General features: G+C 38.8%; 30 protein-coding genes and 1 riboswitch. Of the genes, 8 read left to right on the forward strand and 22 right to left on the reverse strand.

From position 1 onward, the window contains the following. The first annotated feature begins 216 nt into the window (after nucleotides 1–216). Nucleotides 217–1,215, forward strand: a complete 999-nt coding sequence (locus QNH29_RS25235) for an NAD(P)/FAD-dependent oxidoreductase (RefSeq protein WP_283862012.1) — start codon at nucleotides 217–219, stop codon at nucleotides 1,213–1,215. Nucleotides 1,216–1,254: 39 nt separating this feature from the next. Here QNH29_RS25235 and QNH29_RS25240 read toward each other — a convergent pair whose 3' ends face one another. Then, nucleotides 1,255–1,620: a HesB/IscA family protein gene (locus tag QNH29_RS25240; RefSeq protein ID WP_283862013.1), complete on the reverse strand. Its 366-nt coding sequence runs from the start codon at nucleotides 1,618–1,620 to the stop codon at nucleotides 1,255–1,257. Nucleotides 1,621–1,754: 134 nt separating this feature from the next. After that, entirely contained in the window at nucleotides 1,755–1,994 is a 240-nt protein-coding gene (locus tag QNH29_RS25245) for a YuzB family protein (RefSeq protein WP_283862014.1), read from the reverse strand. A 209-nt stretch (nucleotides 1,995–2,203) separates the two neighbouring features. Here QNH29_RS25245 and QNH29_RS25250 point away from each other — a divergent pair, with 209 nt between their 5' ends. After that, entirely contained in the window at nucleotides 2,204–3,271 is a 1,068-nt protein-coding gene (locus QNH29_RS25250; protein ID WP_283862015.1) for an NAD(P)/FAD-dependent oxidoreductase, read from the forward strand. A gap of 37 nt (nucleotides 3,272–3,308) precedes the next feature. On the opposite strand, the gene QNH29_RS25255 is transcribed toward QNH29_RS25250, so the two are convergent. After that, nucleotides 3,309–3,632, reverse strand: a complete 324-nt coding sequence (locus tag QNH29_RS25255; protein ID WP_283862016.1) for a YuzD family protein — start codon at nucleotides 3,630–3,632, stop codon at nucleotides 3,309–3,311. A gap of 149 nt (nucleotides 3,633–3,781) precedes the next feature. On the opposite strand from QNH29_RS25255, the gene QNH29_RS25260 reads away from it, so the two are divergent. Next, nucleotides 3,782–4,030: a NifU family protein gene (locus tag QNH29_RS25260; RefSeq protein WP_283862017.1), complete on the forward strand. Its 249-nt coding sequence runs from the start codon at nucleotides 3,782–3,784 to the stop codon at nucleotides 4,028–4,030. 48 nt (nucleotides 4,031–4,078) lie between these two features. Here the strand turns inward: QNH29_RS25260 and yutH are convergent, their stop codons facing one another. Then, complete coding sequence (gene yutH, locus QNH29_RS25265) at nucleotides 4,079–5,089, reverse strand: spore coat putative kinase YutH (protein ID WP_283862018.1); 1,011 nt, start codon at nucleotides 5,087–5,089, stop codon at nucleotides 4,079–4,081. A 208-nt stretch (nucleotides 5,090–5,297) separates the two neighbouring features. Here yutH and QNH29_RS25270 point away from each other — a divergent pair, with 208 nt between their 5' ends. Continuing rightward, nucleotides 5,298–5,798: a phosphatidylglycerophosphatase A family protein gene (locus QNH29_RS25270; RefSeq protein ID WP_283862019.1), complete on the forward strand. Its 501-nt coding sequence runs from the start codon at nucleotides 5,298–5,300 to the stop codon at nucleotides 5,796–5,798. A 40-nt stretch (nucleotides 5,799–5,838) separates the two neighbouring features. On the opposite strand, the gene QNH29_RS25275 is transcribed toward QNH29_RS25270, so the two are convergent. From QNH29_RS25275 to QNH29_RS25285, 3 genes are all read right to left on the reverse strand, one after another. Continuing rightward, entirely contained in the window at nucleotides 5,839–6,603 is a 765-nt protein-coding gene (locus QNH29_RS25275; RefSeq protein WP_283862020.1) for a TIGR01457 family HAD-type hydrolase, read from the reverse strand. Nucleotides 6,604–6,669: 66 nt separating this feature from the next. Continuing rightward, nucleotides 6,670–7,104, reverse strand: coding sequence for a DUF86 domain-containing protein (locus tag QNH29_RS25280; protein WP_283865741.1), 435 nt, complete (start codon nucleotides 7,102–7,104; stop codon nucleotides 6,670–6,672). Nucleotides 7,105–7,131: 27 nt separating this feature from the next. Then, a complete protein-coding gene (locus QNH29_RS25285) occupies nucleotides 7,132–8,433 on the reverse strand; it encodes an EAL domain-containing protein (RefSeq protein WP_283862021.1) in 1,302 nt (433 codons plus the stop codon). Nucleotides 8,434–8,615: 182 nt separating this feature from the next. Here QNH29_RS25285 and QNH29_RS25290 point away from each other — a divergent pair, with 182 nt between their 5' ends. Both QNH29_RS25290 and QNH29_RS25295 read left to right on the forward strand, forming a co-directional pair. Next, the gene (locus QNH29_RS25290; protein WP_283862022.1) at nucleotides 8,616–8,882 is read left to right on the forward strand and encodes a DUF3055 domain-containing protein; all 267 of its coding nucleotides are present in this window, start codon (nucleotides 8,616–8,618) and stop codon (nucleotides 8,880–8,882) included. Nucleotides 8,883–9,047: 165 nt separating this feature from the next. Continuing rightward, nucleotides 9,048–9,332, forward strand: coding sequence for a cytosolic protein (locus QNH29_RS25295; RefSeq protein ID WP_283862023.1), 285 nt, complete (start codon nucleotides 9,048–9,050; stop codon nucleotides 9,330–9,332). 74 nt (nucleotides 9,333–9,406) lie between these two features. Here the strand turns inward: QNH29_RS25295 and QNH29_RS25300 are convergent, their stop codons facing one another. Further along, nucleotides 9,407–9,682: a YutD family protein gene (locus QNH29_RS25300; protein WP_283862024.1), complete on the reverse strand. Its 276-nt coding sequence runs from the start codon at nucleotides 9,680–9,682 to the stop codon at nucleotides 9,407–9,409. Nucleotides 9,683–9,797: 115 nt separating this feature from the next. On the opposite strand from QNH29_RS25300, the gene QNH29_RS25305 reads away from it, so the two are divergent. Further along, the gene (locus QNH29_RS25305; RefSeq protein ID WP_283862025.1) at nucleotides 9,798–10,433 is read left to right on the forward strand and encodes a YhcN/YlaJ family sporulation lipoprotein; all 636 of its coding nucleotides are present in this window, start codon (nucleotides 9,798–9,800) and stop codon (nucleotides 10,431–10,433) included. Nucleotides 10,434–10,512: 79 nt separating this feature from the next. On the opposite strand, the gene lipA is transcribed toward QNH29_RS25305, so the two are convergent. Beyond that, the gene (gene lipA / locus QNH29_RS25310) at nucleotides 10,513–11,430 is read right to left on the reverse strand and encodes a lipoyl synthase (protein WP_283862026.1); all 918 of its coding nucleotides are present in this window, start codon (nucleotides 11,428–11,430) and stop codon (nucleotides 10,513–10,515) included. A 205-nt stretch (nucleotides 11,431–11,635) separates the two neighbouring features. On the opposite strand from lipA, the gene QNH29_RS25315 reads away from it, so the two are divergent. Continuing rightward, nucleotides 11,636–12,589 carry a M23 family metallopeptidase gene (locus QNH29_RS25315; RefSeq protein ID WP_283865742.1) on the forward strand — a complete coding sequence of 318 codons (954 nt, stop codon included), beginning with the start codon at nucleotides 11,636–11,638 and terminating at the stop codon, nucleotides 12,587–12,589. A 22-nt stretch (nucleotides 12,590–12,611) separates the two neighbouring features. On the opposite strand, the gene yunB is transcribed toward QNH29_RS25315, so the two are convergent. From yunB to QNH29_RS25380, 13 genes are all read right to left on the reverse strand, one after another. Then, the gene (gene yunB / locus QNH29_RS25320; RefSeq protein WP_283862027.1) at nucleotides 12,612–13,367 is read right to left on the reverse strand and encodes a sporulation protein YunB; all 756 of its coding nucleotides are present in this window, start codon (nucleotides 13,365–13,367) and stop codon (nucleotides 12,612–12,614) included. A gap of 106 nt (nucleotides 13,368–13,473) precedes the next feature. Then, nucleotides 13,474–13,776 (reverse strand): YunC family protein, encoded by a 303-nt coding sequence (locus tag QNH29_RS25325; protein WP_283862028.1) that lies wholly within the window; start codon nucleotides 13,774–13,776, stop codon nucleotides 13,474–13,476. Nucleotides 13,777–13,843: 67 nt separating this feature from the next. Next, nucleotides 13,844–15,193 carry a bifunctional metallophosphatase/5'-nucleotidase gene (locus tag QNH29_RS25330; RefSeq protein WP_283862029.1) on the reverse strand — a complete coding sequence of 450 codons (1,350 nt, stop codon included), beginning with the start codon at nucleotides 15,191–15,193 and terminating at the stop codon, nucleotides 13,844–13,846. A gap of 19 nt (nucleotides 15,194–15,212) precedes the next feature. Then, a complete protein-coding gene (locus QNH29_RS25335) occupies nucleotides 15,213–16,040 on the reverse strand; it encodes a sulfite exporter TauE/SafE family protein (protein WP_283862030.1) in 828 nt (275 codons plus the stop codon). Between the two features lie 16 nt (nucleotides 16,041–16,056). Then, the gene (locus tag QNH29_RS25340) at nucleotides 16,057–16,902 is read right to left on the reverse strand and encodes a DUF72 domain-containing protein (RefSeq protein WP_283862031.1); all 846 of its coding nucleotides are present in this window, start codon (nucleotides 16,900–16,902) and stop codon (nucleotides 16,057–16,059) included. A 184-nt stretch (nucleotides 16,903–17,086) separates the two neighbouring features. Next, on the reverse strand, nucleotides 17,087–18,484 hold the full coding sequence (gene sufB, locus QNH29_RS25345) for a Fe-S cluster assembly protein SufB (protein ID WP_192654302.1): 1,398 nt from the start codon (nucleotides 18,482–18,484) through the stop codon (nucleotides 17,087–17,089). A gap of 162 nt (nucleotides 18,485–18,646) precedes the next feature. Next, entirely contained in the window at nucleotides 18,647–19,084 is a 438-nt protein-coding gene (gene sufU / locus QNH29_RS25350; protein ID WP_283862032.1) for a Fe-S cluster assembly sulfur transfer protein SufU, read from the reverse strand. Beyond that, nucleotides 19,074–20,303 (reverse strand): cysteine desulfurase, encoded by a 1,230-nt coding sequence (locus QNH29_RS25355; RefSeq protein WP_283862033.1) that lies wholly within the window; start codon nucleotides 20,301–20,303, stop codon nucleotides 19,074–19,076. Before QNH29_RS25355 ends, sufU begins: the two co-directional genes overlap by 11 nt. Continuing rightward, entirely contained in the window at nucleotides 20,303–21,613 is a 1,311-nt protein-coding gene (gene sufD, locus QNH29_RS25360; RefSeq protein WP_283862034.1) for a Fe-S cluster assembly protein SufD, read from the reverse strand. The genes QNH29_RS25355 and sufD overlap by 1 nt, the downstream gene beginning before the upstream one ends. Nucleotides 21,614–21,637: 24 nt before the next feature. Beyond that, a complete protein-coding gene (gene sufC, locus QNH29_RS25365) occupies nucleotides 21,638–22,423 on the reverse strand; it encodes a Fe-S cluster assembly ATPase SufC (protein ID WP_283862035.1) in 786 nt (261 codons plus the stop codon). A gap of 436 nt (nucleotides 22,424–22,859) precedes the next feature. After that, nucleotides 22,860–23,696 carry a MetQ/NlpA family ABC transporter substrate-binding protein gene (locus QNH29_RS25370; protein WP_283862036.1) on the reverse strand — a complete coding sequence of 279 codons (837 nt, stop codon included), beginning with the start codon at nucleotides 23,694–23,696 and terminating at the stop codon, nucleotides 22,860–22,862. A 15-nt stretch (nucleotides 23,697–23,711) separates the two neighbouring features. Beyond that, the gene (locus tag QNH29_RS25375) at nucleotides 23,712–24,377 is read right to left on the reverse strand and encodes a methionine ABC transporter permease (protein WP_283862037.1); all 666 of its coding nucleotides are present in this window, start codon (nucleotides 24,375–24,377) and stop codon (nucleotides 23,712–23,714) included. Beyond that, on the reverse strand, nucleotides 24,370–25,395 hold the full coding sequence (locus tag QNH29_RS25380) for a methionine ABC transporter ATP-binding protein (RefSeq protein ID WP_283862038.1): 1,026 nt from the start codon (nucleotides 25,393–25,395) through the stop codon (nucleotides 24,370–24,372). Before QNH29_RS25380 ends, QNH29_RS25375 begins: the two co-directional genes overlap by 8 nt. 161 nt (nucleotides 25,396–25,556) lie before the next feature. Continuing rightward, nucleotides 25,557–25,661: riboswitch (SAM riboswitch) on the reverse strand. Nucleotides 25,662–25,730 lie beyond the last annotated feature (69 nt).

Below are 25,730 nucleotides of genomic sequence, written 5' to 3' on the forward strand. Positions count from 1 at the left end.
TTTTGTTGTCACAAAAAATTAACATCTATCCTCCATACATATTATGCTAAACTCTTCACATTATCAAGTGGTTTATTTGATTATTTTTAGAGAAAAATAGTTTAATTTTCGTTGATTAAACTACTCTGAATATTCCCCAAAAGTTGTGAGGATTTTATAGTTTTGTGATATTATAAGGAATGGAGTCTGTTACTACATACGTTAGGGGGATACAGAGTGCAAGAAGATCAAAAAGTATATGATATTACCATCATCGGAGGCGGTCCTACCGGTCTATTTACAGCCTTTTACGGTGGAATGAGACAAGCTTCTGTAAAAATTATTGAAAGTTTGCCACAATTAGGCGGTCAATTATCAGCACTATACCCGGAAAAATATATTTACGATGTTGCAGGGTTTCCAAAGGTCCGTGCACAAGAACTAATTAATAACCTAAAGGAGCAAATGGCGAAGTTTGAACCAGCTGTTGCTTTAGAGCAATCCGTGGAAAAGTTGGAAAAACAAGAGGATGGTACGTTCAAATTAACGACCAATTCTGAGGTGCATTATTCCAAAACCGTTATTATTACAGCAGGAAATGGAGCGTTCCAGCCTCGCCGTTTAGAGCTTGAAAGTGCTGCTCAATATGAGCGCAAAAACCTTCACTATTTTATTGATGATTTAAACAAGTTTGCCGATCAAAAAGTCGTTGTCTTTGGCGGCGGTGATTCTGCTGTAGACTGGGCTTTAATGTTAGAGCCAATTGCAAAAGAAGTAACAATTGTTCATCGAAGAGATAAATTCCGAGCTCACGAGCATAGTGTCGAAAACTTGCATAATTCGAAAGTAATCGTTAAAACTCCATTTGTTCCTGCGGAATTAATTGGAGATGACAACGGTATCAAGCAAGTCGTCCTTACTGGCGTTAATGGAGATGGCAGAGAAGCAATCGATGTGGATGCTGTTATCTGTAACTATGGGTTCGTTTCCTCATTAGGCCCAATTAAAGAATGGGGCTTAGAAATTGAGAAAAATTCGATTGTTGTCAATTCCAAAATGGAAACAAATGTACCTGGTATCTATGCAGCTGGAGACATTTGTACCTATGAAGGAAAAGTAAAATTGATTGCCTGCGGATTTGGTGAAGCGCCTACAGCTGTTAACAATGCAAAAGCATTCATTGATCCAAAAGCCAAAATCCAGCCGCTTCACAGTTCTTCAATGTTTGGTAAATAACAAACAAAAGGCGCCCCTAGAGGCGCCTTTAACTTTTAATTAACATTCTTCTGGTGTCCCTGCTGCTGTTGCTGTTCTAAATGATGAGCCACAGCCGCAAGATGCAATGGCGTTAGGATTATCAATTGTAAATCCGCCACCCATCATTGATTGCTTATAGTCAATTTTAGTACCGTTTAATATAGGGGCATCCTCTTTATCCACTAGAATCTGTATTCCATGCTGTTCGGAATGGAGATCATTTTCCTTCACTTCGTGGTCAAATCCCATACCGTAGGATAATCCACTGCAGCCTCCACCTTTTACACTTACGCGTAATAAGGCTCCTTCTTCTTCATTGTGTTTCATCATTTCTTTTATTTGAAGAGCCGCGGCTTCTGTTAAAACAATTACATCGTTACTCATTTATTTTTCCTCCTTTGAGGTCTTTCTTATAGTATATACACTATAACATCATCACTCAACTAATACGTTTAGAGTATTATATGTCTAGAATAAAAGAAGGGAGCGCTTAACGCCCCCTATTGTGCTGGAATATATTAAAACATTGGATTATCTTCTAAGTATTGGTAAATCTTTTCCACAAGTTCATCCGGTGTTTCACCTGTTACGACTTCACCATTAACAAGTGCAAAAAGGGTGGAAGCACATTTCCCGCAATACCCCAGACAACCATATTCAATGATATCAAGATTCGGGTCTTTTTCTAGCCTTTCCAGGGCTTTTTGAGAACCACTGGCTAGATTACTCATACAAAATTCAATAATTGGCATAAACATGGCTATCACCTCTTTACAACTTATTATCCTACTATTTTTCCTTTGCTACGTCAAATACCACGTTTTATATCTAAATGTCAATAAAATTCCCATACGTGTTGTTATTTTGTCATAATTCAGCTATACTTTTAATGGATTTAAAGACTATATTACTATCATTTCAACATAAACTATGACATGATTACTGGTTTACAAAGGGGATATAAAAAATGAAAAACCTAGTTATTCTCGGTGGAGGATACGGCGGAATGAAGATATTGAGCGAACTCCTGCCAAACCATTTACCTGAGGATGTAAGAATAACACTTGTTGACCGCGTTCCATACCATTGCTTGAAAACTGAATACTATGCCTTGGCGGCAGGAACTGTTTCGGATAAGGAGCTGCGCGTTGCCTTTCCTGCGCATCCTCAATTAGATATTATATATGGAGAAGTTGCAGGAATTGAAAGAGACAATAAAAAGGTCCTGCTAAAAGATTCTGCTTCGATTTCCTATGATGATTTAATCATCGGTCTAGGCTGCGAGGATAAATACCATGGTGTACCAGGTGCTGACCAATTCACATACAGCATTCAAAGCATCGAAAAATCTCGTCGTACTTATTCAGTATTAAACAATTTAGGACCTGGGTCCGTGGTTGGCATCGTAGGCGCTGGTCTTAGTGGTGTAGAACTTGCCAGTGAATTAAGCGAAAGCCGCGGCGACTTAAAAATTAAACTATTTGACCGTGGTAAACACATACTTCCTGCCTTTCCGGATCGCTTAAGTAAATATGTTGAAAATTGGTTTCATAAGAATAACGTAGAAATCATCAACAACTCTAATATTACGAAAGTGGAAGAAAATTTACTCTATAACCATGATGAGCCTGTCCCGTGTGACGTGATTGTTTGGACCGCTGGTATCCAGGCTAATAAGATTGTTCGCGAATTAGGAGAAGAAACGGACCGCTCCGGCAGACTGATCATTACGCCTCGTCATCATTTACCGAATGATGAGCACGTTTTTGCACTAGGAGATTGCGCAAGTCTTCCACATGCCCCAAGCGCTCAATTAGCAGAAGGTCAGGCAGAGCAAATGGTGGAAGTATTGAAGAAGCGCTGGAACGGTGAGGAGCCTCCAGTTGAATTCCCAACAATAAAATTAAAAGGTGTTCTTGGTTCACTTGGTAAGAAACATGGTTTTGGGATGATGGCAGACAGAGCTATAACCGGACGTGTTGCTCGTCTGTTGAAATCAGGGATTCTGTGGCTTTACAAATACCATAACGGATAATTTTCAAAAAAGCATTCCAACAGGAATGCTTTTTCACTTATGCTTTGTAACCATATTTTTCCAATTCACTAAAAATCGTTTTTAATCGCGGGTTTCCTTCACCTACGATTTTATCTTTAATCACCACAACAGGATAAAACAAATCTTCTTCAATAACTCTTTTCGCAAAAGCTTCTTTTTCTGGTTCTTGAGGAGGTTGATAAATATCAACATACGTCATCTTGAATGGCTGATTAGGATACTTTCTGGAAATTGCAGCCTCGAGCCATTCAAATGTCTCCTTTGAGGAAGGTAAATTTACACAGCTTGGACATAATTGTTCTGCACCATAGAGGATAATTTCAACTGTAGAAGTGGTCATTCCATCAATCCTGCCTTTTTCTTTTATTTTACAACATTTAAACTATTAAACATAAGAATATGGTTGTAAATGTGCGAATTCCCATTTCATGAGAATGGATTTTTCCCTTCAATGACATTATAATATAAGGTAGGAAGGAGACGATAAATATGGCAGAACAAGTACAAGAACAAGAAATGTTTGAGCAGGTTCAGGAAGTATTAGATAAATTGCGTCCATTTCTTCTTCGCGATGGAGGAGATTGTGAATTAGTTGATGTTGAGGATGGTATTGTTAAACTTCGTTTACTAGGTGCATGCGGAAGCTGCCCGAGCTCAACGATTACCCTTAAAGCAGGAATAGAAAGAGCACTTTTAGAAGAAGTTCCTGGGGTTGTTGAAGTAGAACAAGTATTTTAATAAACACAAAAAGCGATTGCTGATAAAAAGAGCAATCGCTTTTTTATATTACCTAATCGGCAGCCAGTCTAATTGAGGAATCTTTAATGGTTTTAATGGAGCACCTACAGTATGAAAAAAGTTGCCCAAAAATCGCTCATACTCCATTGATTGCTTTAACATCTTACTTAACCTTTCCTCCAAAAGCTTCTTTTCCTGCTCAGACCGAGTAATATAATAATTCTCAATACACTCGAAATAATGAAGTGGAAATATTAAACGGGAAAATAATAACCGCCATGAAAAAGAGGATAAAGGTGCAATACTTTGATATTCGGCAAAAAACTGTCTTACATCAATCTGATAGGTTTGGGTGTTTTGAAAATAACGCTCTCTCGTCCATTCTGCAAGGTCACGGCTGCGATGATCAAAAACCCAATCAAATGGGTTTTTAATATAATAATCGGCTCCCCAAGAGTCATTTGAAAAACGCTCATGACACACCGTTCCGCTGTCCGATTCTACAGGCTCATCGTCCAGTTCCGTATCCACTAAGTATTGAATGGCATTTTCGGTTAAACCAATATAGTATGGAAATGACTCAATAAACATCCGTTCAAAATCATCATCAGGTGTTTGGAACAACAGTTCACTCCATACCTTTTCGATTTGATCCAGACGCTTCTCCCATAATTGCTTCCATTGTCCAATCCTGCTAGACCTTTCAATCTTGTATGGGATCGTTTTACCTCGCTCATGAAATTTAGCTAACTTTCTCCCTAGTTTTGCCTTTACGTGCTTATCTGTTTGTCTATTTGCCAGCACACAATATTGGTGATCTTCCCATGATGTAATAAATCCACCCTCAATTGTTTGTAAAAATGCCGGTACATGAGAATCTCCACTATTCCTTAAATGTTCTGCAATTTTCTCCAATTCATTAATATCCTCGGCTTCCCTCCCGTCAGATTTTTCAACCAAATAAAACCAGCCGTTTCCTCTCAGCGCATCGTAAGAATCTAATTTCACATATTCCTCGACTTGTATTCCATATTTATTTTCAAGTAATTTTTGAAGCACCTTTACACCTCTTCTCTTTTCTACTCTTATGTCATATATATGTAGTAGCCCAAAAAACTTGTTGTCTTCTTACGTAATAAAGTATAAGAAAAACGTGAAAGGAGTAATCTGTAAGAAGGGTGTTGGTTCATTCGTTCCTTTTCAAAACATCAAGCATATGGTAAAAATTAAGAATAGTAAAAAATTCCGAGGAAAAGGTGATAAATGGATGGCAGAAGATAAAAAAATGGATTTAACAGAAGAAACAGCACGAAGATGGATTAAAGAAAGAGGCGTTGAAATTCAAGATATCGCTGATTTAGTCTTTTTCTTACAAGAAAAATACCATGATGACTTAAAAATGGAAGACTGTATTGCAAATGTGGAACGCGTTATATCAAAACGTGAGGTTCAAAATGCCATCATAACAGGAATTCAACTAGATATGTTAGCAGAGAAAAACATGCTTGAAGAACCGATCCAATCCATTATTAAAACAGATGAAAGTCTTTATGGTGTCGATGAAATTTTAGCACTATCTATTGTTAATGTTTACGGGTCCATCGGCTTTACCAATTATGGCTATATCGATAAACAAAAGCCTGGAATATTAGCCCGTTTAAATGATAAGTCAACAGGAGAATGCCATACATTTTTAGATGACATTGTCGGTGCAATCGCAGCTGCCGCCTCAAGCAGACTTGCTCACCGAGCTGCGCATGTGGAATAAAGACAATAAGAAAAGGATGGAGAGGTAATCCATCCTTTTCTTACGGCTCCCATTGATCCAATGAATCGATGGAATAAGTAGGTTTACGGTCGTAGCCAGCAAGTAATTCCTTAGTAGTCACACCCGTGTGCACTAATAGTGTATCAAGTCCTGCATTTATTCCCGCTAAGATATCCGTATCATAATAATCGCCCACCATGAGTGTTTCTTCTTTAGAAGTACCCAAAACCTTTAACGCCTGCTCCATGATGATGGATTCAGGTTTTCCAATAAAAGTTGGCTTCGTTTGTGTTGAAACGGCAATGACAGAGGTTAACGAACCATTTCCAGGCACTAAGCCTCTTTCTGTTGGGATCGCAATGTCCCCGTTTGTAGAGATAAAGGAAGCGCCATTACGGACAGCCAGGCATGCTACTGCTAATTTTTCATAGCTAATCTCACGGTCAATCCCAATGACAACATAATCGGCATTCTCTGTGGCGAATCTGAATTTCTTTTCTTCGATAGCCTTGCGAAGACCTTCCTCACCGATTACATAAACGGAAGCATCCTGCTTTTCGCTATAAATATAATTCGCTGTTGCCTGACTCGTTGTAAAAACAAGATTCTCTTCTGCTGGAATATCAAAATTATTTAGTTTTTGAGCAACTTGCACAGGTGTCCGTGATGAATTATTAGTTACGAATAAATAAGGAATACCCTTTTCCCTTAATTTTTTCACAAAATTTCCTGCTGCTTCAATTTTTTCTGATCCTCTATACATCGTTCCATCAAGGTCAATTAAATAACCTTTATACTTTTTCATGTTGATCACTCCCACATGTATCATATCCGATTAATAAAAAGGACCGCAAACGCGGTCAGTGATAAATTATACAAAAGCGGTTACTGGACCAAGTTCATTCTCAAGATAGTCTCGGACATTCTTTGGAAATAAAGCTAAATCTTTCATTTTGCTGGAGAACTGATTTAAAAGTTCGCTATGATCAATCTCTGTATACAATTGAACCAGTACCTTTCGATAGTGGACAAGTGTTTTTAAACTCTTTCCGGTTTCTTCGGAAACAACCTTTTCATCGATTAATATCTCAATGATATCTTCATAACTGCCAGGGTCTCTCATTATAAAGCCGTCTATCATGGCATTCCCCACATCTAACACAGATTCAATCATCAGATGTGTAATCCGTTCTAATGCTGCTTTTTCTATCGGTGTTAACCATTGACCCTGATTAGAAAATAGTCTGATCTGCTTTTCTAGAAACACCAATGTAGCCTCCAACTTTTCGCGGTCTACAAAATACATTTCATCCACTTCCTCATAAATAGTCACTTATGTTGCCACATCATCAAAAAACCTAGCGGGACGGGCATAGAAATTACCCTGTACTAAATCAACATTATTTCTGGTTAATACGGATGCTTCCTCTTGGTTTTCAATGCCTTCTGCCACCAATAAAGATCCTGCCTCCTTCGCAACAAGAAGCAATCCCTTTAACATTGACTCTTTTACAGAGTTTTTATCAATATTTTCTATCACGGAACGATCAATCTTTATAATGTCTGGCATCAATTCGCTTATGGTATTTAAGCTTGCATAACCCGCTCCTGTATCATCAACAGCTATCTTAAATCCCATTAGTCGCAATACATTAATATTAAACGTAAAGTTCTTCAAACCCTCAATTGAATCACGTTCTGTGACCTCAAACGTAATTTTTTTAGGAGATATTCCCCTATATTTTTGAAGCAGCTTCTTTAAATCACTTGTAAATCTAATATTCCCCAGCGTTAAAGGAGTACAATTAACAAATATATCTTGACGGCACCGAGATGCTTTAACTTGCTGAAGGATTTTTTCTAAAACTATCATTTCTAATTCGTACAATCTGCCGGTTTGTCTTGCAACAGAGAAAAGCTGTAAAGGAGCTTCTAAAGCCGTCCCTTTAGGGCCGCGAGTAAGCAGTTCCCAGGCACGAACCTCCTTTGTGGCTACATCAAAAATGGGCTGTGCTAACAAGGTAATAGACCTCTTTGTAATAATTTTGTTTATAGCAAAAAGCATTTCATTGATATGCAGCTGCTCTCTCTTTTCTGCCATACTAATAGCTTGTCTATGTGCCCTATATATAGAATCTTGGATAGAAAAATCATATTTATCAATAAACATATACCCAACATCAAAAATTGGATAGGAAGTAGAATACTGCTTAAAGTAACTCTCCGATACTTCATTTGTTATTGTTTCCAACAGGATATCAATATTCGAAATGGAATGTCTTTCATGATCTACGGTAATTAACAGTGTAACGCCTTCACCATAATAATCATGCAGGGTAATTAACTCCTTTGGGTTTACCGTTTGTTCCACAACGGTTTGAAATAGTTTCTTCATTTTTGTCAGCAATTTAGAATGCTGTTGGGAGTCTGCCTGTTCAATTAAATCATGTAAGTTACTTAATTTAAAAACAATTACCGCTACCTCATGGCCAGCACCTATAGCGTTCTTTACCCCTTCCATTAAAGGATTACGCAAGGTAAATTGAGGCGGGTAATAGCGTATGGATGAAAGAGGTAAAATAAGCTTTCCCCATTGCATTACATTCTTAACTTTTTTGATGTAACGACAGCCCATTAACTCCATCCCTCTCAGTAACACATACGACAATAATAATTATATTGTAACACAATTTGACAGAAACCGTTTTTTCTTTCAGTAAATTTTTACAAATATTCTATTAACGTCAAAATTCCCCCATTTCCTGTTTATTTGGTAATATAAAGAGGAAGCAGAAATCAACTAAAGGAGCATATTTCATGAAAGAACGTTTTTTCTTATATGATGATACAGAAGATACAAAAACACGGTTTGTAAGTTTTGTTGGCGACAACCAGCGGTTTGATTTAGCCATTGTTAAAACCGATCGTCATTACGGGAAACACCTTGTACTCGATTTACAAGGAAATCGCTTTGCCATTATAGGTGAGGATGACTTGCAAGAGGAAGGGTATTTAGAATACGCTTTCCAATTAAACGAAGAGGATGCCGAAGAGTTACGTTCCTTTTTGTTAGAATTAATATAATTCCTTTTTACATACTAATAAAAAAGGCGGAAGCGCCTCGAACAGGGGCGACAGGCATAAGACGAGCCGGCAGGAAGGTTGCTCTTTAACCTTCTTGACGGATTGGCTTATGACCCCGAGCCCCTAGGCGCTGCAGCTAGATTAGTAAAAGGAGTGAGTGATGACATGCCAGAAAAAAAATCAAGAAGCTATTTTGACCTTTCTAATGTTGAAAAACGAGAGAACTTTCTAACCGCAGAGGAGTTCCCAGATGGTCCATTTGGATCTCCAATTCGTAAAGATAAACCGGTTCAAAATAAAAGCACCCCTTGGCATGAAGGGCAGCGTTATTATAGCAACTTTAATTATGAGAACAAAACCTTTCATCAGGATATTCCTCGTCAGATGGAAGGGGCTCATCCGGTACATGACGACCCTAATCAAGAGGAACAACCGCCCTACACGCATTAAAAGCTCAGCACATTAACCAGCGCTAAGCATGAAGAGAGCACATAAAAAGGCTTGCCGCTTTGGCCAGCCTTTTTTTATTTTTTAACTTTTTTCAACACAAAATAAGCACAGCCAAAATTACAGTATTCATATAAATATTCACTTAATGTACTAATTTTGGTATCAAATGTAGCTTTTTGATTTTGATCTTCAAAAAAGCCCTTAAGTCGTAGCTGACCATAACCCCAATCACCGACAATATAATCATATCTGGATAATATATCACTGTATCTCGCTTTTAGAGCCTCCTCATTAAAGGCATCTCTATGTTCCTGCACGATTTCATACGTGGCGCCGTTTATATTGATCATGTTATCACCTCAAATTTTACCAGTAAAATCTATCTTTCATTATAACCGATTCACCATCAATTACTAAGAAAAAAAATAAGTTATTTGGCTATTCTATAAAAAGGAGGTGCTTTCAGTGAAAAAATGGTCAATGATGATTGTTTTTTGTTTACTTCTAACAGCAGCTGGCTGCTCAAGGGATATGGCCAATCGTGATGTGTATAAAGAAAGCGGAGATACCATAAATGTCAATAACAAACGAGAAGAGCTCTATAATGAAGGCGGCGGCCAGGGTGTCAGAAATGTGAGTGATGATTATGGCTTTGTCCGTCATCAAAGGAGCCCCATACAAGGTGACCGTGGCGGAATGAAGCACTATGCAGGTATAGACCGTGAACAAGTTGCTAATATTATTAGTCAGCTAAGCACAGACATACCGAATGTTGATGATGTTGCCACTCTTGTAACGGATCAGGAAGTTCTCGTTTCCTATGATACAGATTCTAAAGACCGTAACCGGACGGCTGACCAAGTAAAGAGAACGGCTATGTCAGTTGTCCCTAGATACTATCATGTATATGTTTCAGACAATACACGATTAATGCGTGATGTGGAAAACTTGGCGAATCTTGATTCCACTAGTCACAATGCCAGAAATTTAGTCAATGGTTTAATTAAACAAATGAAGAAATCACCGCAAGGTAATCGTATGAGCGATAGTGAGGACGAAAACGGGGCGACCGCTGATGATAATATGAATACAACCCGTTAACAAAAAGAGTTCAGCCCAAGTGGACTGAACTCTTTTTATTGTCTAGCGGAAGTACGTAGGGGCTTCCGCTATTCATTTTTTAAGCTTGTTGGACTTCTGCTTCCCCAAGCAATTGTTTATGTTTTGCAGCCGCATTAACTTGTTCATCTGCATGGTAGGAGGAACGGACTAATGGACCTGCTTCACAGTGACTAAACCCTTTAGACAATGCAATTTCTCGTAATTCTGCAAATTCCTCTGGACGGTAATATTTTTCAACCTTTAGATGGCTCTTAGACGGTTGTAAATATTGTCCAATTGTCATAATATCTACATGATTTGCCCTTAGGTCATCCATAACCTCAATGATTTCTTCTTTTGTTTCACCCAAGCCAACCATTAAGCTGGACTTTGTTGGGATAGTCGGCTGCATTTCTTTCGCTCTGCGTAAAAACTCTAATGAACGGTCATACTTTGCACGTGCTCTAACTCTTGGTGTTAATCGTTTAACCGTTTCGATGTTATGATTCAAGATGTCAGGTTTTGCGTCCATTAACAAAGCTAAATTTTCTTCTTTTCCACCCATATCTGACGGAAGAACTTCAATGCTTGTAAAAGGATTCTTTCTTCTTATCGCTCTAATGGTTTCTGCAAACACAGCAGCTCCGCCATCTTTTAAATCATCCCTAGCTACTGCTGTTACTACAACATGTTTTAAGTTCATTAATTGAACAGAGTCTGCTACTCGTTCCGGTTCAGCCAGATCTAACTCTGTTGGCAATCCTGTTTTAACGGCACAGAATCGACAGGCACGTGTACATGTATCACCAAGAATCATGAAGGTAGCCGTTCTTCTCTCAGCCCAGCATTCGTGGATATTAGGGCAGCGTGCTTCTTCACATACCGTATGTAGATTTTTCTCGCGCATCATTTTTTTTAAGCCAGTATAATGTTCATTCGTATTTAATTTTATTTTTAACCATTCCGGTTTTCTTAGGTAATCACTATTCCTGCTCACTGTTTCCACCCCTATAAATGAGTTTGCTCCTAGTCACTTTACCATACTTTTTGTAACAACAACAAGCAGACAACTCCATAAGGTCCCATTTTCCAATTATTGTCCATAATGAAATAGCCTAGAATTCATAAACTATAAGCGTACAATAATCGGAAGGAGGATTCCTGTGCGGGCATTTCTGATAATTGGAACAATCCTCTTATTTATGAGCTTTTCTCTCAGGGATGCTCATGCTAAAGGTCCGGATGAGTATCAGGAAAGAATGAAGCTTTATAAAAAAGTTGAAACCGTAACATTAATTCCATGGTATTACCTAGCGGCCGTGGACCAGTATGAAAGGTCTATACGGCAGGTACGCAAAGATTTACCAAAGCCGGAAAGTGTAATTGGCATTTATTTTACTCCACAGAAATGGGCTGGACCTATAAATCCAAATCCTGAAGAAGAAAACCCAGCAATTATCCAATTTTTCAACGGAATGGGCGTCGATGGTGATGGAGATGGTAAAGCTAGTTTAAAGAGTGATGAGGATGTCTTGTATACTTTTGCCAATTATCTTCTCTCATATGGAATAGACGATGATAATATTAAAATTGGATTATGGAATTATTATCATCGTGACAAAACCGTCGGCATTATCGTTGGAAAGGCTAAAATGTACCACCATTATGGCAGGTTAGATTTAGATTCTCATGTATTCCCGCTTCCATTGCGGAGCAATCACAGTTATCGCAGTACATGGGGAGACGCAAGGGGCTGGGGCGGCCGAAGAATTCATGAAGGAACCGATATTTTTGCAGGGTATGGTGTCCCTGTCCGTGCCACAAACTATGGCATAATAGAAATGAAGGGCTGGAATAAGTTCGGCGGCTGGAGAGTTGGAATTCGTGATATTAATAATACGTATCATTATTTTGCTCATCTTAGCGGTTTTGCTAAAGATTTAAAAGTTGGCCAAGTGGTTGAACCAGGAACCTTAATTGGCGGTGTTGGCAGTTCAGGATACGGACCTCCAGGAACATCTGGAAAATTCCCGCCGCATTTGCACTATGGAATGTATAAGGATAACGGTTATACCGAATGGTCTTTTGACCCAACCCCACATTTACGATTATGGAAACAACAAGAAAGACAGGCATTAAAATCAAAGAAAAAATAGGACTGTCCGGCTGACAGTCCTTTTAATTTTGAGGAGAAGGTATTTGAATAGATGGTGTAACACCATTTCCGCCATTATTATAAAATTGTGGTACATCACCTTGAATGAGTCTTCCGCCTACTGGAATATTCTGCTCTAATTTTGTTATCTCTGTTTTAAACGGGGTAATAATTTGCACTGAAACCTCTAGATGGATTGCTACATCAATCCATGTATTATTGATCCCCATAGGTTTTGGATTAATTTTCACATCTGGGCGTACTTCACCGATTGCATGGAATCGAACAGGTATTTTAGGACCCAAGTTTCCTAATAATGCCATGTTTGTGGCTTGACCAAGAGGAACATTCCAAACAATCCCATCCTGTCTTTCTGTATTTACCTCAATATCGACATCTGTTAATTTCTCTAGTGAATCAAGGTCTCCTTTTTCTGCTGCATTTAAGTTTTTCTGTATTTCATTCGTGATTTCAGATAATTTCTGATTTATGACTTCCGTTTTTAGACTTGCACTTGGCTGTGCACCATTTTGACCAGCTTCGATTGCAATAACATCTCCTACTTCAACTGTTTTTTTATTAATGGCCTTATTAATAACCTGTGAGGCAATTTGTTTTGTCTTAGATTCCGCATATCTCATTAAGGAAGGCTCAATCCCCTTGTTGACCAGCCATATTCCCATTGCAGTAGACAATAAAAAAAATACAAACGATAATAACAACACATATCGGAAAGGTAACGGTCCCCGTTTTCGGTGACGGACACGGAATTTAGCCAAATATAATCCCCCCTTACATGTTATATGTATGCAGGAAAGGGGTGAACTAGCCTATAAATTTATACTAGCTGCACCATAAGAAAAAGCCCGCACGTATGCAGGCTTTTTATACCATTTTCAACAAGGCGTCTTTTCCGAGCATTCCTTTTGTAATACCGATTGCTTCTGCCTCAGCTGTAACCGACTCCATAGGAGCATTTAGGAGCTGTTCAATGGTCCTTACCCCCACTGCTCTTGCGGCAATGATTTTGCGGTCCTTTAACTTTTCGTTTAATAACCCAACATCTAGAGCACCGCACATAATATAGCCCTTATCATTGCTTATTGAGAGCAGTGTAGTTTTTGGTAACAAGACAGTAACAGCCAAGAACGTATGACCATTAATCTCTACCGGTGTTAACTCAATCAATTTACACACTCCCTTCCTCACTAACAAATTATGAAAGTGCAAGAGGATGCGTGTATCCATTTTAGGACTACTTTTTTTCTAATTTCCATTTTAAGATATCCCGTAAAAATTCAGGAAGAAAATATTCCTTTTTCTTCTGTGGAAAAACGTCCTTAAAAAAATGTCCAAAGGTAAACATATCTGGGAGCGCAAGCGTATAGAGCTTGTTTAAATCTAAGTGAATGCCATTGATATAAATTTCGTTGTTCTCTTTAAAAGTTATCCCGTCATATATACTTACTCCCATCACAGTCCCCCTAAAACCAAGCCCGACTACATGCTTCTGTGCCCAGTCCTCTTCCCTTGTTTCAAGTAATACCCTTTTTAATTCAATCCCTGTTAGTTGAATTTTACATGGATTTATCGGGTGTGGACATATTAAAAGCAAATCATACAATGACACTTTACCTGATAAAGGACCTAAAATCAGACCGCCATTAATAAAGGCACAATCCGCTTTGCACCATTCTCTTATTGCTTCGCATAGGAGCTTCGAAAGCTCCGTTTCTTGGAAAGGATCATGAGAATATTCATTTTGAAGGGTTGTAATTTTTTGATTTAACAATTTCTTACCTTTACGATATAGCTCCTTGGAATTCACCCTCTCATTTGGAATTGTAGGAAGTTCCATCACATTATATAATAAGGCTTGTTTGCTGATTATTTTTCTCTCATCAACTTGAAGAGATACATGCCCTACATATCTTCCATGCTTACCAGCACCCGCAAGCAATGTCTGCCCCACTAGCTTTCCGTCCGGAAGGGTATGGTGGGAGTGTCCCCCAAGAATAATATCGATCTCCGGAAATTCCCTTGCAATTTGTTCATCATGGTCAAGACCAAGATGAGATAGTAAAATAAAGATATCAGATTGAGACTTTAGCGGCTGTATCCATTTTTTTAACTCTTCAAGAGGTTCGGTAAGGTGCCAGCCTAATAACTCATAAAACAGGGAATAATAAGCTGTTAATCCAAACACACCAATTCGTGTACCTTTTTCGGTCTGATATATTTTGTAGGGAGACAGCCACTTGGGATGCTGCCTGTTAGTGTTATAGAGGTTAGCAACCAGGACATCAAATTTCCTGTTGTCATACAAATGATTGAGGCCTTCATAAGGAAAGTTTATCCCCTCATTGTTCCCAATCGTGACAGCGGTATAGCCGGCTTCATTTAGCAGTTCTATATTCCCTTGCCCATTCGTCCCCTCTGAAAGTGGATGCCATCTGTCAATAAAGTCACCTATATCAAATAGAAAAAACTCTTCCTCAGCCTCTTTGTGATTTGTTCTGCGGACATTTAAGAAATGCTGAATTCGCGGCCATCGTTTTAAATGGCTATGAACATCATTTGTATGATATATGTGAATGAATTCCATACATGATTCGCATCCTTTTTTAACTAATAATACCTTGATAGATTAATCGTATGCCGACGATTATTAATATGGTTCGCAGTAAAAAAACAATTGTTTTGCTTTTTAGCCTTGTGTTTAGGTAGACACCGACCCTTGCTCCAATCCAGGCCCCAGGAACTAATGCCAATGCTAAAAGCCAATCAACATTCCCTAACGTAATATGGGTAATCGAGCTAAGGATGGATGTTGGTAAGATCATAAACATCGATGTGGCTGTTGCGACATGTGGAGGAAAGAAAAAGAACAAAATCATGGTCGGCACCATTAACGATCCACCGCCAACGCCTAGAATCCCTGATAAAAAGCCGACAATAAACGAAATAATGACTCCCATCCAAGGATTAAAACCATATTCAAAGGTTTTTCCTGAGTTATCTGTAAAGGTTCGGACAATCCCCCTATCTTTTTGATAAGGAACAGGCTTTAATTTATCTTTTAGGAGCAGTACAAACGAAACAAATAAAATAAAAATGCCAAAAAATAGATTGAATGATTTTAAATCTAAAATCTCAGTAACCCATGCGCCAAGAATGCTCCCAGGGCCACTTCCAATCAAAAAAATTAATCCACTTTTATAATCTACCGTCTTATGCTTCATATAAGCTAACGTTGAGGAAAGCCCGGTAAAAATCATGGTAAAAAGGGAGGTACCTACGGCTGTCTGTGGCGAAATATAACCAAACGCAGACAGTGATAGTGAGCCTAAAAATAGCAAGGAAGGAACAATTACGATTCCTCCGCCCAGTCCAATCAAACTGCCTAAAGAACTGCCAGCTATCCCTATCAATATTAAAACAATCCACTCCATATTTTTTCTCCTTTTTTTAAAATAGATCTAGCTGTCTAGGGGCGAGGTCTTCATATATTATATTTAAAAGGTCAATCATTTCTTTTGCGTTATCAGCTGCATACCCGCCAGAATTGTTGTTAAAGAGAACATAGACATTAGCAGATTCCTTAGCTAATTTTTTGATAATATTTGCCCATTCTTGGAGTTCTTGCTGATTATAACGATAGAGGTAACGAACCTCACGCCAATTTTCAGCTTGGCGTTTTTGCCATCCATGAAAGTTTCGTCCATGGAATCGTATGAGAAGTTTTTCAGGATCAATTGCCTCTAATATGGCTGGAATAGAGCCCTCTCCTGATTGGGGTTCATCACAAATACTATGTATCCATTTTTCCTCTCTCATAAAATCTAGTGTGTGCTGGCGAAAACGGGGTTTGAACCATGATTGGTGCCTGAACTCAAGTGCACAGGGTAAATCGCCCATAACATTTTTGCACCAACGTAAATATTCAACATTTTCCCGCTTACAATCGAACCAAGGCGGGAACTGAAAAAGGACCATTGCTAGCTTGTTTGCTTCTATGTATGGTTCAAGGGATTCTTTAAAAGCCTGGAACATTACTTGGTTGGTTGCGAATGGAGATTCTCCGCGCTGATGGCCAGTCATCCCCTGGTAAGCCTTCACGATGAACTGAAACGTGGAAGGAGTATCATTCACCCATTTAATAGCATTCCTCTTCGGTTGGATTGCATAAAAAGCATTATCGACTTCAACTGTTGGAAAATGACCAGCATACTCTTTTAACTTATCACGTGGAGACACTTGCCCAGGATATAAACTATCGTGGTCTCCCCAGCCTGTTACGCCAATGTAAATCATCCTAAATCACCTCCACCTACTGATAATAGCATACCCCGAGATTTGATTTTCTGCTACCCTAGAGTATTTTTCGGGATCCGAGAGTAAATCTCCGCTTCCCAGAGTAAATCTTCGCTATCCGCCAGTGTTTCCCCAGATAACGCTAAAAAACCGCCTGCCAAATCGGCAAGCGGATGAGTATTAATTATCCGATAGAACCTTCCATTTCAAACTTGATCAGACGGTTCATTTCAACAGCGTATTCCATTGGCAGTTCTTTTGTAAACGGCTCAATGAAGCCCATTACGATCATTTCTGTAGCTTCTTGTTCTGAGATACCACGGCTCATCAAGTAGAAGAGCTGTTCTTCAGATACTTTTGAAACCTTTGCTTCGTGCTCAAGTGAAATATTGTCGTTTAGGATTTCGTTGTATGGAATGGTATCAGAAGTTGACTGATTATCCATAATTAACGTATCACATTCGATATTTGCACGAGCGCCATCCGCCTTACGTCCAAAGTGAACAACACCACGGTACGTTACTTTACCGCCATGCTTAGAAATGGATTTAGACACGATAGTGGAAGATGTGTTTGGAGCTAAGTGAATCATTTTTGCTCCTGCATCCTGGTGCTGACCTTTCCCTGCAATTGCAATCGATAAAGTCATACCACGTGCACCCTCACCTTTTAAAATAACGGCTGGGTACTTCATCGTTAATTTAGAACCGATGTTACCATCAATCCATTCCATTGTTGCATTAGCTTCGCAAACTGCACGCTTCGTAACTAAGTTGAAGACATTGTTTGCCCAGTTTTGAATCGTTGTATAACGGCAATAAGCGTCTTTTTTAATAATAATCTCAACAACTGCACTGTGAAGTGAGTTAGTTGTATAAACAGGAGCTGTACATCCTTCAACATAATGAACATGTGCGCCTTCATCTACAATGATTAACGTACGCTCAAACTGACCCATGTTTTCAGAGTTAATTCGGAAATACGCCTGTAATGGAGTATCCACTTTCACACCTGGTGGTACATAAATGAATGAGCCGCCAGACCAAACAGCAGAATTCAAGGCAGCAAATTTATTATCCGTTGGTGGAATAACCTTTGCCCAGTGCTCACGGAAAATATCTTCATTTTCTTTAAGAGCAGAATCTGTATCTTTGAAGACAATTCCTAGTTCTTCTAGGTCTTCCTTCATATTATGATAAACAACTTCGGATTCATATTGAGCAGATACACCCGCAAGGTACTTTTGCTCTGCTTCAGGAATTCCAAGTTTGTCAAAAGTTGCTTTAATTTCTTCTGGAACTTCATCCCATGATTTTTCCGATTTCTCAGATGGTTTTACATAATAAGTGATTTCGTCAAAATTCAATGAACCTAAATCGCCGCCCCATTGAGGCATTGGCATTTTATAAAAATGCTCAAGTGATTTTAAACGGAAATCAAGCATCCATTGTGGTTCATTTTTAAGCTTTGAAATTTCTTCAACAATTTCACTTGTTAGACCACGTTTTGATCGGAATATGGAAACGTCCTTATCGGCAAAACCGTATTTATAATCACCGATTTCCGGCATCTTTTTCGCCATCGTCGTATTCCTCCATTTCATTAGAAAAGCGGAAGCGCCTTGTTCAGCCCCGACAGCTGCTTACGGGTCTGACGGTGAAGTCGTTTTTTGACTTCAACGTCAGGACCGAAGCGACTCGAGGGGCTAGGCGCTGGAGCTAGACATCTCACCCGCAATTTCGTTTTATTGTTGTTCCTCTTCATTCAATCCTTTTTCCATTGCCTTCCATGCAAGCGTGGCACATTTGATTCGGGCTGGGAATTTAGAAACACCTTGAAGCGCCTCAATATCACCTAGGTCAACTTCATCATCATATTCTTTCCCTTGAATCATATCGGAGAATATTTTTGATAGCTTGATCGCTTCCTCTACCTTTTTCCCCTTAATTGCTTGTGTCATCATCGAAGCGGATGACATCGATATCGAACAGCCTTCTCCTTCAAATCCTACGTCCTTGACAATTCCATCTTCAACTTTAAAAGTCAATTGAATTCTGTCGCCGCAAGTAGGGTTGTTCATATTGATGGTATGACTGCCATCCTCTAATAAACCGCGGTTACGCGGTTTTTTATAATGATCCATAATAACTTGACGGTAAAGTGCATCTAAATTAGAAGACATCGCTGAAATACTCCTTTGTTTTAACAAGTCCTTCAACTAGCTTATCAATATCGTCTTCTGTGTTGTATAAATAAAAGCTTGCACGAGCAGTTGCTGACGCCTTGAGCCATTTCATCAATGGCTGCGCACAATGATGTCCTGCACGGACGGCAATTCCTTCGGCATCAAGGACAGTAGCCACATCGTGCGGATGCACATCCTCGATATTAAAGGTAACAAGACCGGCACGTTTTGCGGCATCTAATGGTCCATAAATCGTCATGCCAGGAACAGCAGACATTTTTTCTAACGCGTACGCAGCAAGCTTATGCTCATGTTCTTCAATATTATCTAAGCCAATTTCATTTAAAAAGTCGATCGCTGCTCCAAGTCCAATGGCACCTGCAATGATTGGTGTTCCCGCCTCAAACTTCCACGGGAGCTCTTTCCATGTAGATTCTTGTAAATGGACAAAATCAATCATTTCGCCGCCGAATTCAATTGGTTCCATATTTTCTAACAAATGCTTTTTCCCATATAGAACCCCGATACCTGTTGGCGCACACATCTTATGTCCAGAAAAGGCTAAGAAGTCGCAATCTAAATCCTGAACATCTATTTTCATATGAGGCGCGCTTTGTGCCCCATCGACTACCATAATCGCCCCATTCTCATGAGCAATTTTAGCAATTTCTTTTACAGGATTAATCACACCAAGTACATTCGATACCTGCATAACAGAAACGACACGGGTATTAGCTGTCACCGTTGCTTTAACATCCTCAAGTGAAATCGTTCCATCCTCTTGAAGCGGGATGTACTTTAATACAGCTCCCGTACGTCTTGCAACCTGCTGCCAAGGAATAATATTACTATGGTGCTCCATATACGTAATGACAATTTCGTCACCAGCCTTTAAGTTGTCAGCAGCATAGCTGGCTGCAACTGTATTTAAGGCCGTCGTTGTCCCCCGGGTAAAAATAACTTCCTGGGTTGATTTTGCATTAATAAACTTTCGAACCTTTTCCCTTGCACCTTCGTAGGCATCTGTTGCACGTGTTCCGAGCGTGTGAACACCACGATGGACATTGGAATTGATTTCTTTATAATATTTCTCCACTGTCTCAATCACCTGGATTGGTTTTTGAGAGGTAGCGGAACTATCTAAATAAACGAGAGGTTTTCCATTTACTTCCTGATCTAATATAGGGAACTGACGACGAATATCATGGACATTCATTACCGTACTTTCCTTTCAATTACAGCAGTTAACTGCTCTTTAACTCCTTCGATTGGCAATTCGTTCACTACCGGAGCTAGGAATCCGTGAATAACTAGGCGTTCTGCTTCTTTTTTCGGAATTCCGCGGCTCATTAGATAATAGAGTTGAACAGGGTCAACACGTCCGACAGAAGCTGCGTGACCTGCTGTTACATCATCTTCATCAATTAGAAGAATCGGGTTAGCATCTCCGCGCGCTTTTTCGCTTAGCATAAGTACTCGTGATTCCTGTTCAGCATTCGATTTTGATGCGCCATGGAGGATATGCCCAATTCCATTAAAAATGGAAGAAGCACTGTCTTTCATGACACCATGTTTTAAAATATAACCTTCGCTGTTTTTACCATAGTGAACAACTTTTGTTGTAAAGTTTTGAATCTGCTCACCACGTCCAACAACAACTGTTTTTGTATCACCGTATGCACCATCACCAACTAAGTTGGTTGTGTTCTCAGAAATCGTATTTCCTTCATTCATTAAGCCGAGTGCCCATTCGATTCTAGCATCTCTTCCCGCTGATCCACGACGATTCACATATGTGGTGATTCCTTTTGCAAGAGTATCAACTGCACCATACTGAACTTTTGCTCCGGCTTTTGCGATGACCTCTGTAACGATATTAAAGACACTGTTAGCACTCTCTAGAGTTGAGAGGTAATTTTCTACATACGTAACTGCGCTGTTATCATCGGCAACTACTAATACATGATTGACGAGGTTTGTACCGGCTGAGTCATGTAAATAAATCGAATGAATCGGTTCTTTAATTTCAACGTTTTTAGGGATGTACAAGAATGCTCCGCCATTCATAAGTGCTGCATGAAGGGCAATCAAACGATGTTCGTCCGTTTTAACTGCTTCTGTTAACAGATACTTTTGTACCAAATCGCTATGTTCACGAATCGCTGTAAAGATGTCGGTAAAAATGACGCCTTGCCCCTTTAATTCCTGTGTTAAAGAAATGTATGCAGGGGTATGATTTCGTTGTATATATAAATTTTTCGCTGTCGATTCATCACCAATTAAAGCTTTTACTTCATCTGGAAGCTCAGCTAGTGATGCGAAAGTTTCACTTTTTATCGTAGCAGTATCAAATTGAGTGAAGTTCCACTTATCAATTTTTGTTTTATCTGGTCTTGGCATTGGAAGGGATTCGCTCAATTCTAATGCTTTTAAACGCAGTTCTTCCATCCACGCAGGCTCGTTCAATTCTTTAGAAAAAGAACGAACAAAATCTTTATCAAATGATAAATTCGTTTCTGTTGTCATGATTATCCTCCTAACGCTAAACTCTTACGCTTCTTGCCCAACTGTTTCATCTTCGATTCCAAGTTCTTGCTTGATCCAGTCATATCCTTCTGCTTCTAAGCGTTGTGCAAGTTCTGGTCCACCAGATTTCACAATGCGTCCCTGCATCATTACATGCACATGGTCAGGAGTGATATAGTTTAAAAGTCGTTGATAGTGGGTGATAATTAAACAGCCAAAATCTTCTCCACGCATTTGATTGATTCCCTTTGAAACAACCTTTAAGGCATCAATATCTAATCCAGAGTCAATTTCGTCTAAGATTGCAATTTTTGGCTCCAGCATCATTAATTGAAGAATTTCGTTACGCTTTTTCTCTCCACCGGAGAATCCTTCATTAAGATAACGCTGTGCCATATCAAGATCCATTTCTAAGAATTCCATTTGCTTATCCATTTTACGGATAAATTTCATTAATGAAATTTCATTGCCTTCGCCAAGACGGCTATTTAAGGCAGAACGTAAGAAATCAGCATTTGTTACGCCATTAATTTCACTTGGATATTGCATGGCTAAAAATAGTCCAGCACGCGCGCGCTCATCCACTTCCATTTCAAGTACATTTTCATCGTCTAACATAATAGAACCGCTTGTTACTTCATATTTTGGATGTCCCATGATAGCAGATGATAAAGTGGATTTACCTGTACCATTTGGTCCCATGATTGCGTGGATTTCTCCACCTTTTATTTCAAGATTTACACCTTTTAAAATTTCTTTTCCATCAATTTCTACATGTAAATCTTTAATTGTTAATGTTGACCCTGCCATATATATACCTCCGCAAAGATAATTTTGTATCTTGTAGCCTAAAACACTTGGCCCCAAAATTCATTCTCACTTTATTCTCATTACAATCTTATAACAAATAGAATCTGTTAGCAACTCATAAACAGTATTAACATTCAAGAACAACGAAAGAATTTTTATTTTCACTGAACACAAACCAAATGAGAATGAATTTATAGACAAGATGTGTTTGTACTATAATAAATTCGAAATTTTGAAACTTGTGAACGCTTTATGTATTCACATACGAATAAAATCATAACGTATTTCTCTCTATTTTGCCAAGGTAAGAGCAATATTATTTCCTGCCTATTTTTACCTATAAACCTAGTTTGATGTTCCATAGTAGAATTAAAATCAAGGAAAGCCAGTGAGTCATATTCACCGGCTTCCTTGTTTCTTCCTATTATACAGGACATTATTCTGCTGCTAGTACTGCACCTTGGTACTTCTCTTTAAGGAATTTTTGAATTTCCTCTGATTTTAGGACTTCTACAAGTGTTTTGATTTCATCGCGATCTTTGTCCTCTGAACGAACGACAACAAGATTAGCTGGAACAACATCACTACCTTCAAATGCGATTCCGGTCTTTCCAATGTCAATTCCACCTTCTAATGCATAGTTCGTGTTAATAACTACCGCATCACCTTCACCGCTTTCGAAAGAAGAAGCTAATAATTTGGCTTCAATTAATGTAGAGAAATCAAGATTCTTTGGATTTTCCACTATATCCTCTACCCTTGCATTTGCGCCAACACCTTCTTTTAGCTTAATTAAACCTTCTCTTTCAAAAATAGGTAAAATACGTCCATGGTCACTAAATGAATCACTCATAATAATTTTTGCACCATTTGGAAGATCTTTTAGGCTTTTATACTTTTTAGAATAAATACCGATTGGTTCCTTATGGACTGCACCAACACTAACAAAATCATAATCCTTATTTTCTTCCATTTGAAGTTCTAAATAACCTGGTGTTTGGAAATAATTCGCGTCGAGTTCTTTATCCCTTAACGTCACGTTTGGAAGAATATAATCTTGAAAAACTTTTATTTCAAGGTCGATACCTTTTTCCTCTAATAAAGGTTTTGCGGCTTCAAGTACCTCCGCATGAGGTACAGCGGATGCACCTACAACTAATTTTTTGTTACCATCTTTTCCTTCTTTTTCTTCCGTGTCGTTGTTTGCACCTGCACACGCTGTTAATGCAAATGCTAATAATGCCAAAACAATAAGACTAAATACTTTTTTCATTTTTAACCCCTCCTGTTATCGTTTATCTGTTTTCTTTGTAAAATAATCTCCAATAAATTGGATAATAAAAACTAAAATTAAAATGGCAATCGTTGCAACTAATGTGACAAACGGTCTATTGCGCTGAAAACCTTCAAGGTAAGCAAAATGTCCAAGTCCACCTGCCCCAATTACTCCGGCCATTGCTGTAAAGCTGACTAACGAAATAGCAGTCACGGTAATCCCTGAAATTAAAGCCGGTAGTGATTCAGGTATCAATACTTTAAAAATAATATGACCATGTGTTGCTCCCATTGATTGAGATGCCTCAATAACACCTTTGTTGATTTCCCTAAGCGCAATCTCTACCATTCTCGCATAAAAAGGAGCTGCACCAATAATTAAGGCAGGCAGTGCCGCATTGGCACCGAGTATAGTCCCAATCAATAATTTTGTAAAAGGAATTAATAAAACAATAAGGATTATAAACGGGATTGACCTAAAAATATTTACAAAACCAGCAGTAATAACATTAACCGTCCTATTTTCCCATATGTTACCTTTATCCGTAAGAAATAATAGCAATCCAAGGACTAGTCCTAAAATAAATGTAGTAAACACTGAAATGGAAGTCATATAAAGGGTTTCGAGTGTAGCCGCCCATAACTGTTCCCACTTTACCAATTCTATATAGCTAGCCATTACTAATCACCTCCACACCGACTTGCTGTGAGTGAACATAATCAATGGCTTTCTGAATTTCGTCTGCCTTCCCATCCAAGTGAATAAATAATGTTCCGTAAGATCCGTTTTGCGTGTGTGAAATTTTCCCTTGAAGAATGTTGACGACAACGTCGAAATCTCTTATAAGAGTTGTAATTAATGGCTGTTCTGCTGCTTCTCCAACAAACGAGAGCTGCACCACTTTTCCATAGGGATAACGTTCTAGTAAATGTTCAATCGTTTCTTTTGTTTCTTCAGGTTCAGTAACCTGTTGAACAAAACGCTTCGTAATCGGCTGCTGTGGGTTTTTAAATACGTCTAACACCTGCCCAAGCTCAACAATTCTGCCACTTTCCATAACCGCTACCCGGTGACAGATTTTACGAATGACATGCATTTCATGAGTAATCAACACAATCGTTAATCCGAGCCTTTTATTGATATCAACCAACAAATCCAAAATGGAATCAGTGGTTTGTGGGTCAAGGGCTGAAGTTGCCTCATCACATAGAAGTACTTTTGGGTTGTTGGCCAGTGCCCGCGCAATTCCCACACGCTGTTTTTGACCGCCGCTAAGCTGGGAAGGGTAAGCATTTTCTCGACCTTCAAGTCCTACTAATTTAATCAATTCATTTACTCTTTTTTGTCTTTCTGCTCTACCTACGCCAGCTATCTCCAAAGGAAAGGCAATATTCTCGCTAACAGTTCTAGACCAAAGTAAATTAAAATGCTGAAAAATCATACTTATTTCTTGACGTGCTTTCCGAAGTTCACTGCCCCTAATTTTTGAAATAACACGACTAGCAACGGTAACAGATCCTTCTGTCGGGAGCTCTAGTCCATTCAGCATTCGAATTAAGGTACTTTTCCCCGCACCACTATAACCGATTACCCCAAAGATTTCCCCTTCTTGTATTTCTAAATTAACATCATCGACTGCCTTCAGCTGCCCCTGCTTAGAAGGAAAAACTTTTCGGACATCTTTTATAGAAATCATACTATCACCTTCTTTTTATCCAATTAAATGTATACAAAAATTCCAATTAAAGCGGGCTGTTTAAATATAGGGTTTGATTGATTTAAGAAAAACATTCTTATATTAGAAAAATTAAAAAGCCTTTCTGCAATAGGCAGAAAGGCATCATTAATAAGACCTTTCTCCCATCTTCCAAAGCATCCGCTTTGTGTGAATTGGCACCATTTCAATAAATTGACGGTTGCCGGGCTTCATCGGGCACATCCCTCCACCACTCTTGATAAGAGTTATAACATTCTATATTCAATTAGCACGTTCATTGATTAAAGTAATTAATTTATAGTACGAAAATTATC

The organism is Neobacillus sp. DY30 (assembly GCF_030123065.1).
In the GTDB taxonomy this organism is placed as follows: Bacteria; Bacillota; Bacilli; order Bacillales; family Cytobacillaceae; genus Neobacillus.

What these genes read in the sequence shown, in the direction of transcription:
- QNH29_RS25240 (WP_283862013.1), bottom strand. Translation starts at nt 1,620, where the DNA reads ATGAGTAACGATGTAATTGTTTTAACAGAAGCCGCGGCTCTTCAAATA.
- QNH29_RS25245 (WP_283862014.1), bottom strand. Translation starts at nt 1,994, where the DNA reads ATGTTTATGCCAATTATTGAATTTTGTATGAGTAATCTAGCCAGTGGT.
- QNH29_RS25250 (WP_283862015.1), top strand. Translation starts at nt 2,204, where the DNA reads ATGAAAAACCTAGTTATTCTCGGTGGAGGATACGGCGGAATGAAGATA.
- QNH29_RS25255 (WP_283862016.1), bottom strand. Translation starts at nt 3,632, where the DNA reads ATGACCACTTCTACAGTTGAAATTATCCTCTATGGTGCAGAACAATTA.
- QNH29_RS25260 (WP_283862017.1), top strand. Translation starts at nt 3,782, where the DNA reads ATGGCAGAACAAGTACAAGAACAAGAAATGTTTGAGCAGGTTCAGGAA.
- QNH29_RS25270 (WP_283862019.1), top strand. Translation starts at nt 5,298, where the DNA reads ATGGCAGAAGATAAAAAAATGGATTTAACAGAAGAAACAGCACGAAGA.
- QNH29_RS25275 (WP_283862020.1), bottom strand. Translation starts at nt 6,603, where the DNA reads ATGAAAAAGTATAAAGGTTATTTAATTGACCTTGATGGAACGATGTAT.
- QNH29_RS25280 (WP_283865741.1), bottom strand. Translation starts at nt 7,104, where the DNA reads ATGTATTTTGTAGACCGCGAAAAGTTGGAGGCTACATTGGTGTTTCTA.
- QNH29_RS25285 (WP_283862021.1), bottom strand. Translation starts at nt 8,433, where the DNA reads ATGGGCTGTCGTTACATCAAAAAAGTTAAGAATGTAATGCAATGGGGA.
- QNH29_RS25290 (WP_283862022.1), top strand. Translation starts at nt 8,616, where the DNA reads ATGAAAGAACGTTTTTTCTTATATGATGATACAGAAGATACAAAAACA.
- QNH29_RS25295 (WP_283862023.1), top strand. Translation starts at nt 9,048, where the DNA reads ATGCCAGAAAAAAAATCAAGAAGCTATTTTGACCTTTCTAATGTTGAA.
- QNH29_RS25300 (WP_283862024.1), bottom strand. Translation starts at nt 9,682, where the DNA reads ATGATCAATATAAACGGCGCCACGTATGAAATCGTGCAGGAACATAGA.
- QNH29_RS25315 (WP_283865742.1), top strand. Translation starts at nt 11,636, where the DNA reads ATGAGCTTTTCTCTCAGGGATGCTCATGCTAAAGGTCCGGATGAGTAT.
- QNH29_RS25330 (WP_283862029.1), bottom strand. Translation starts at nt 15,193, where the DNA reads ATGGAATTCATTCACATATATCATACAAATGATGTTCATAGCCATTTA.
- QNH29_RS25335 (WP_283862030.1), bottom strand. Translation starts at nt 16,040, where the DNA reads ATGGAGTGGATTGTTTTAATATTGATAGGGATAGCTGGCAGTTCTTTA.
- QNH29_RS25340 (WP_283862031.1), bottom strand. Translation starts at nt 16,902, where the DNA reads ATGATTTACATTGGCGTAACAGGCTGGGGAGACCACGATAGTTTATAT.
- sufB (WP_192654302.1), bottom strand. Translation starts at nt 18,484, where the DNA reads ATGGCGAAAAAGATGCCGGAAATCGGTGATTATAAATACGGTTTTGCC.
- sufU (WP_283862032.1), bottom strand. Translation starts at nt 19,084, where the DNA reads ATGTCTTCTAATTTAGATGCACTTTACCGTCAAGTTATTATGGATCAT.
- QNH29_RS25355 (WP_283862033.1), bottom strand. Translation starts at nt 20,303, where the DNA reads ATGAATGTCCATGATATTCGTCGTCAGTTCCCTATATTAGATCAGGAA.
- sufD (WP_283862034.1), bottom strand. Translation starts at nt 21,613, where the DNA reads ATGACAACAGAAACGAATTTATCATTTGATAAAGATTTTGTTCGTTCT.
- sufC (WP_283862035.1), bottom strand. Translation starts at nt 22,423, where the DNA reads ATGGCAGGGTCAACATTAACAATTAAAGATTTACATGTAGAAATTGAT.
- QNH29_RS25370 (WP_283862036.1), bottom strand. Translation starts at nt 23,696, where the DNA reads ATGAAAAAAGTATTTAGTCTTATTGTTTTGGCATTATTAGCATTTGCA.
- QNH29_RS25375 (WP_283862037.1), bottom strand. Translation starts at nt 24,377, where the DNA reads ATGGCTAGCTATATAGAATTGGTAAAGTGGGAACAGTTATGGGCGGCT.
- QNH29_RS25380 (WP_283862038.1), bottom strand. Translation starts at nt 25,395, where the DNA reads ATGATTTCTATAAAAGATGTCCGAAAAGTTTTTCCTTCTAAGCAGGGG.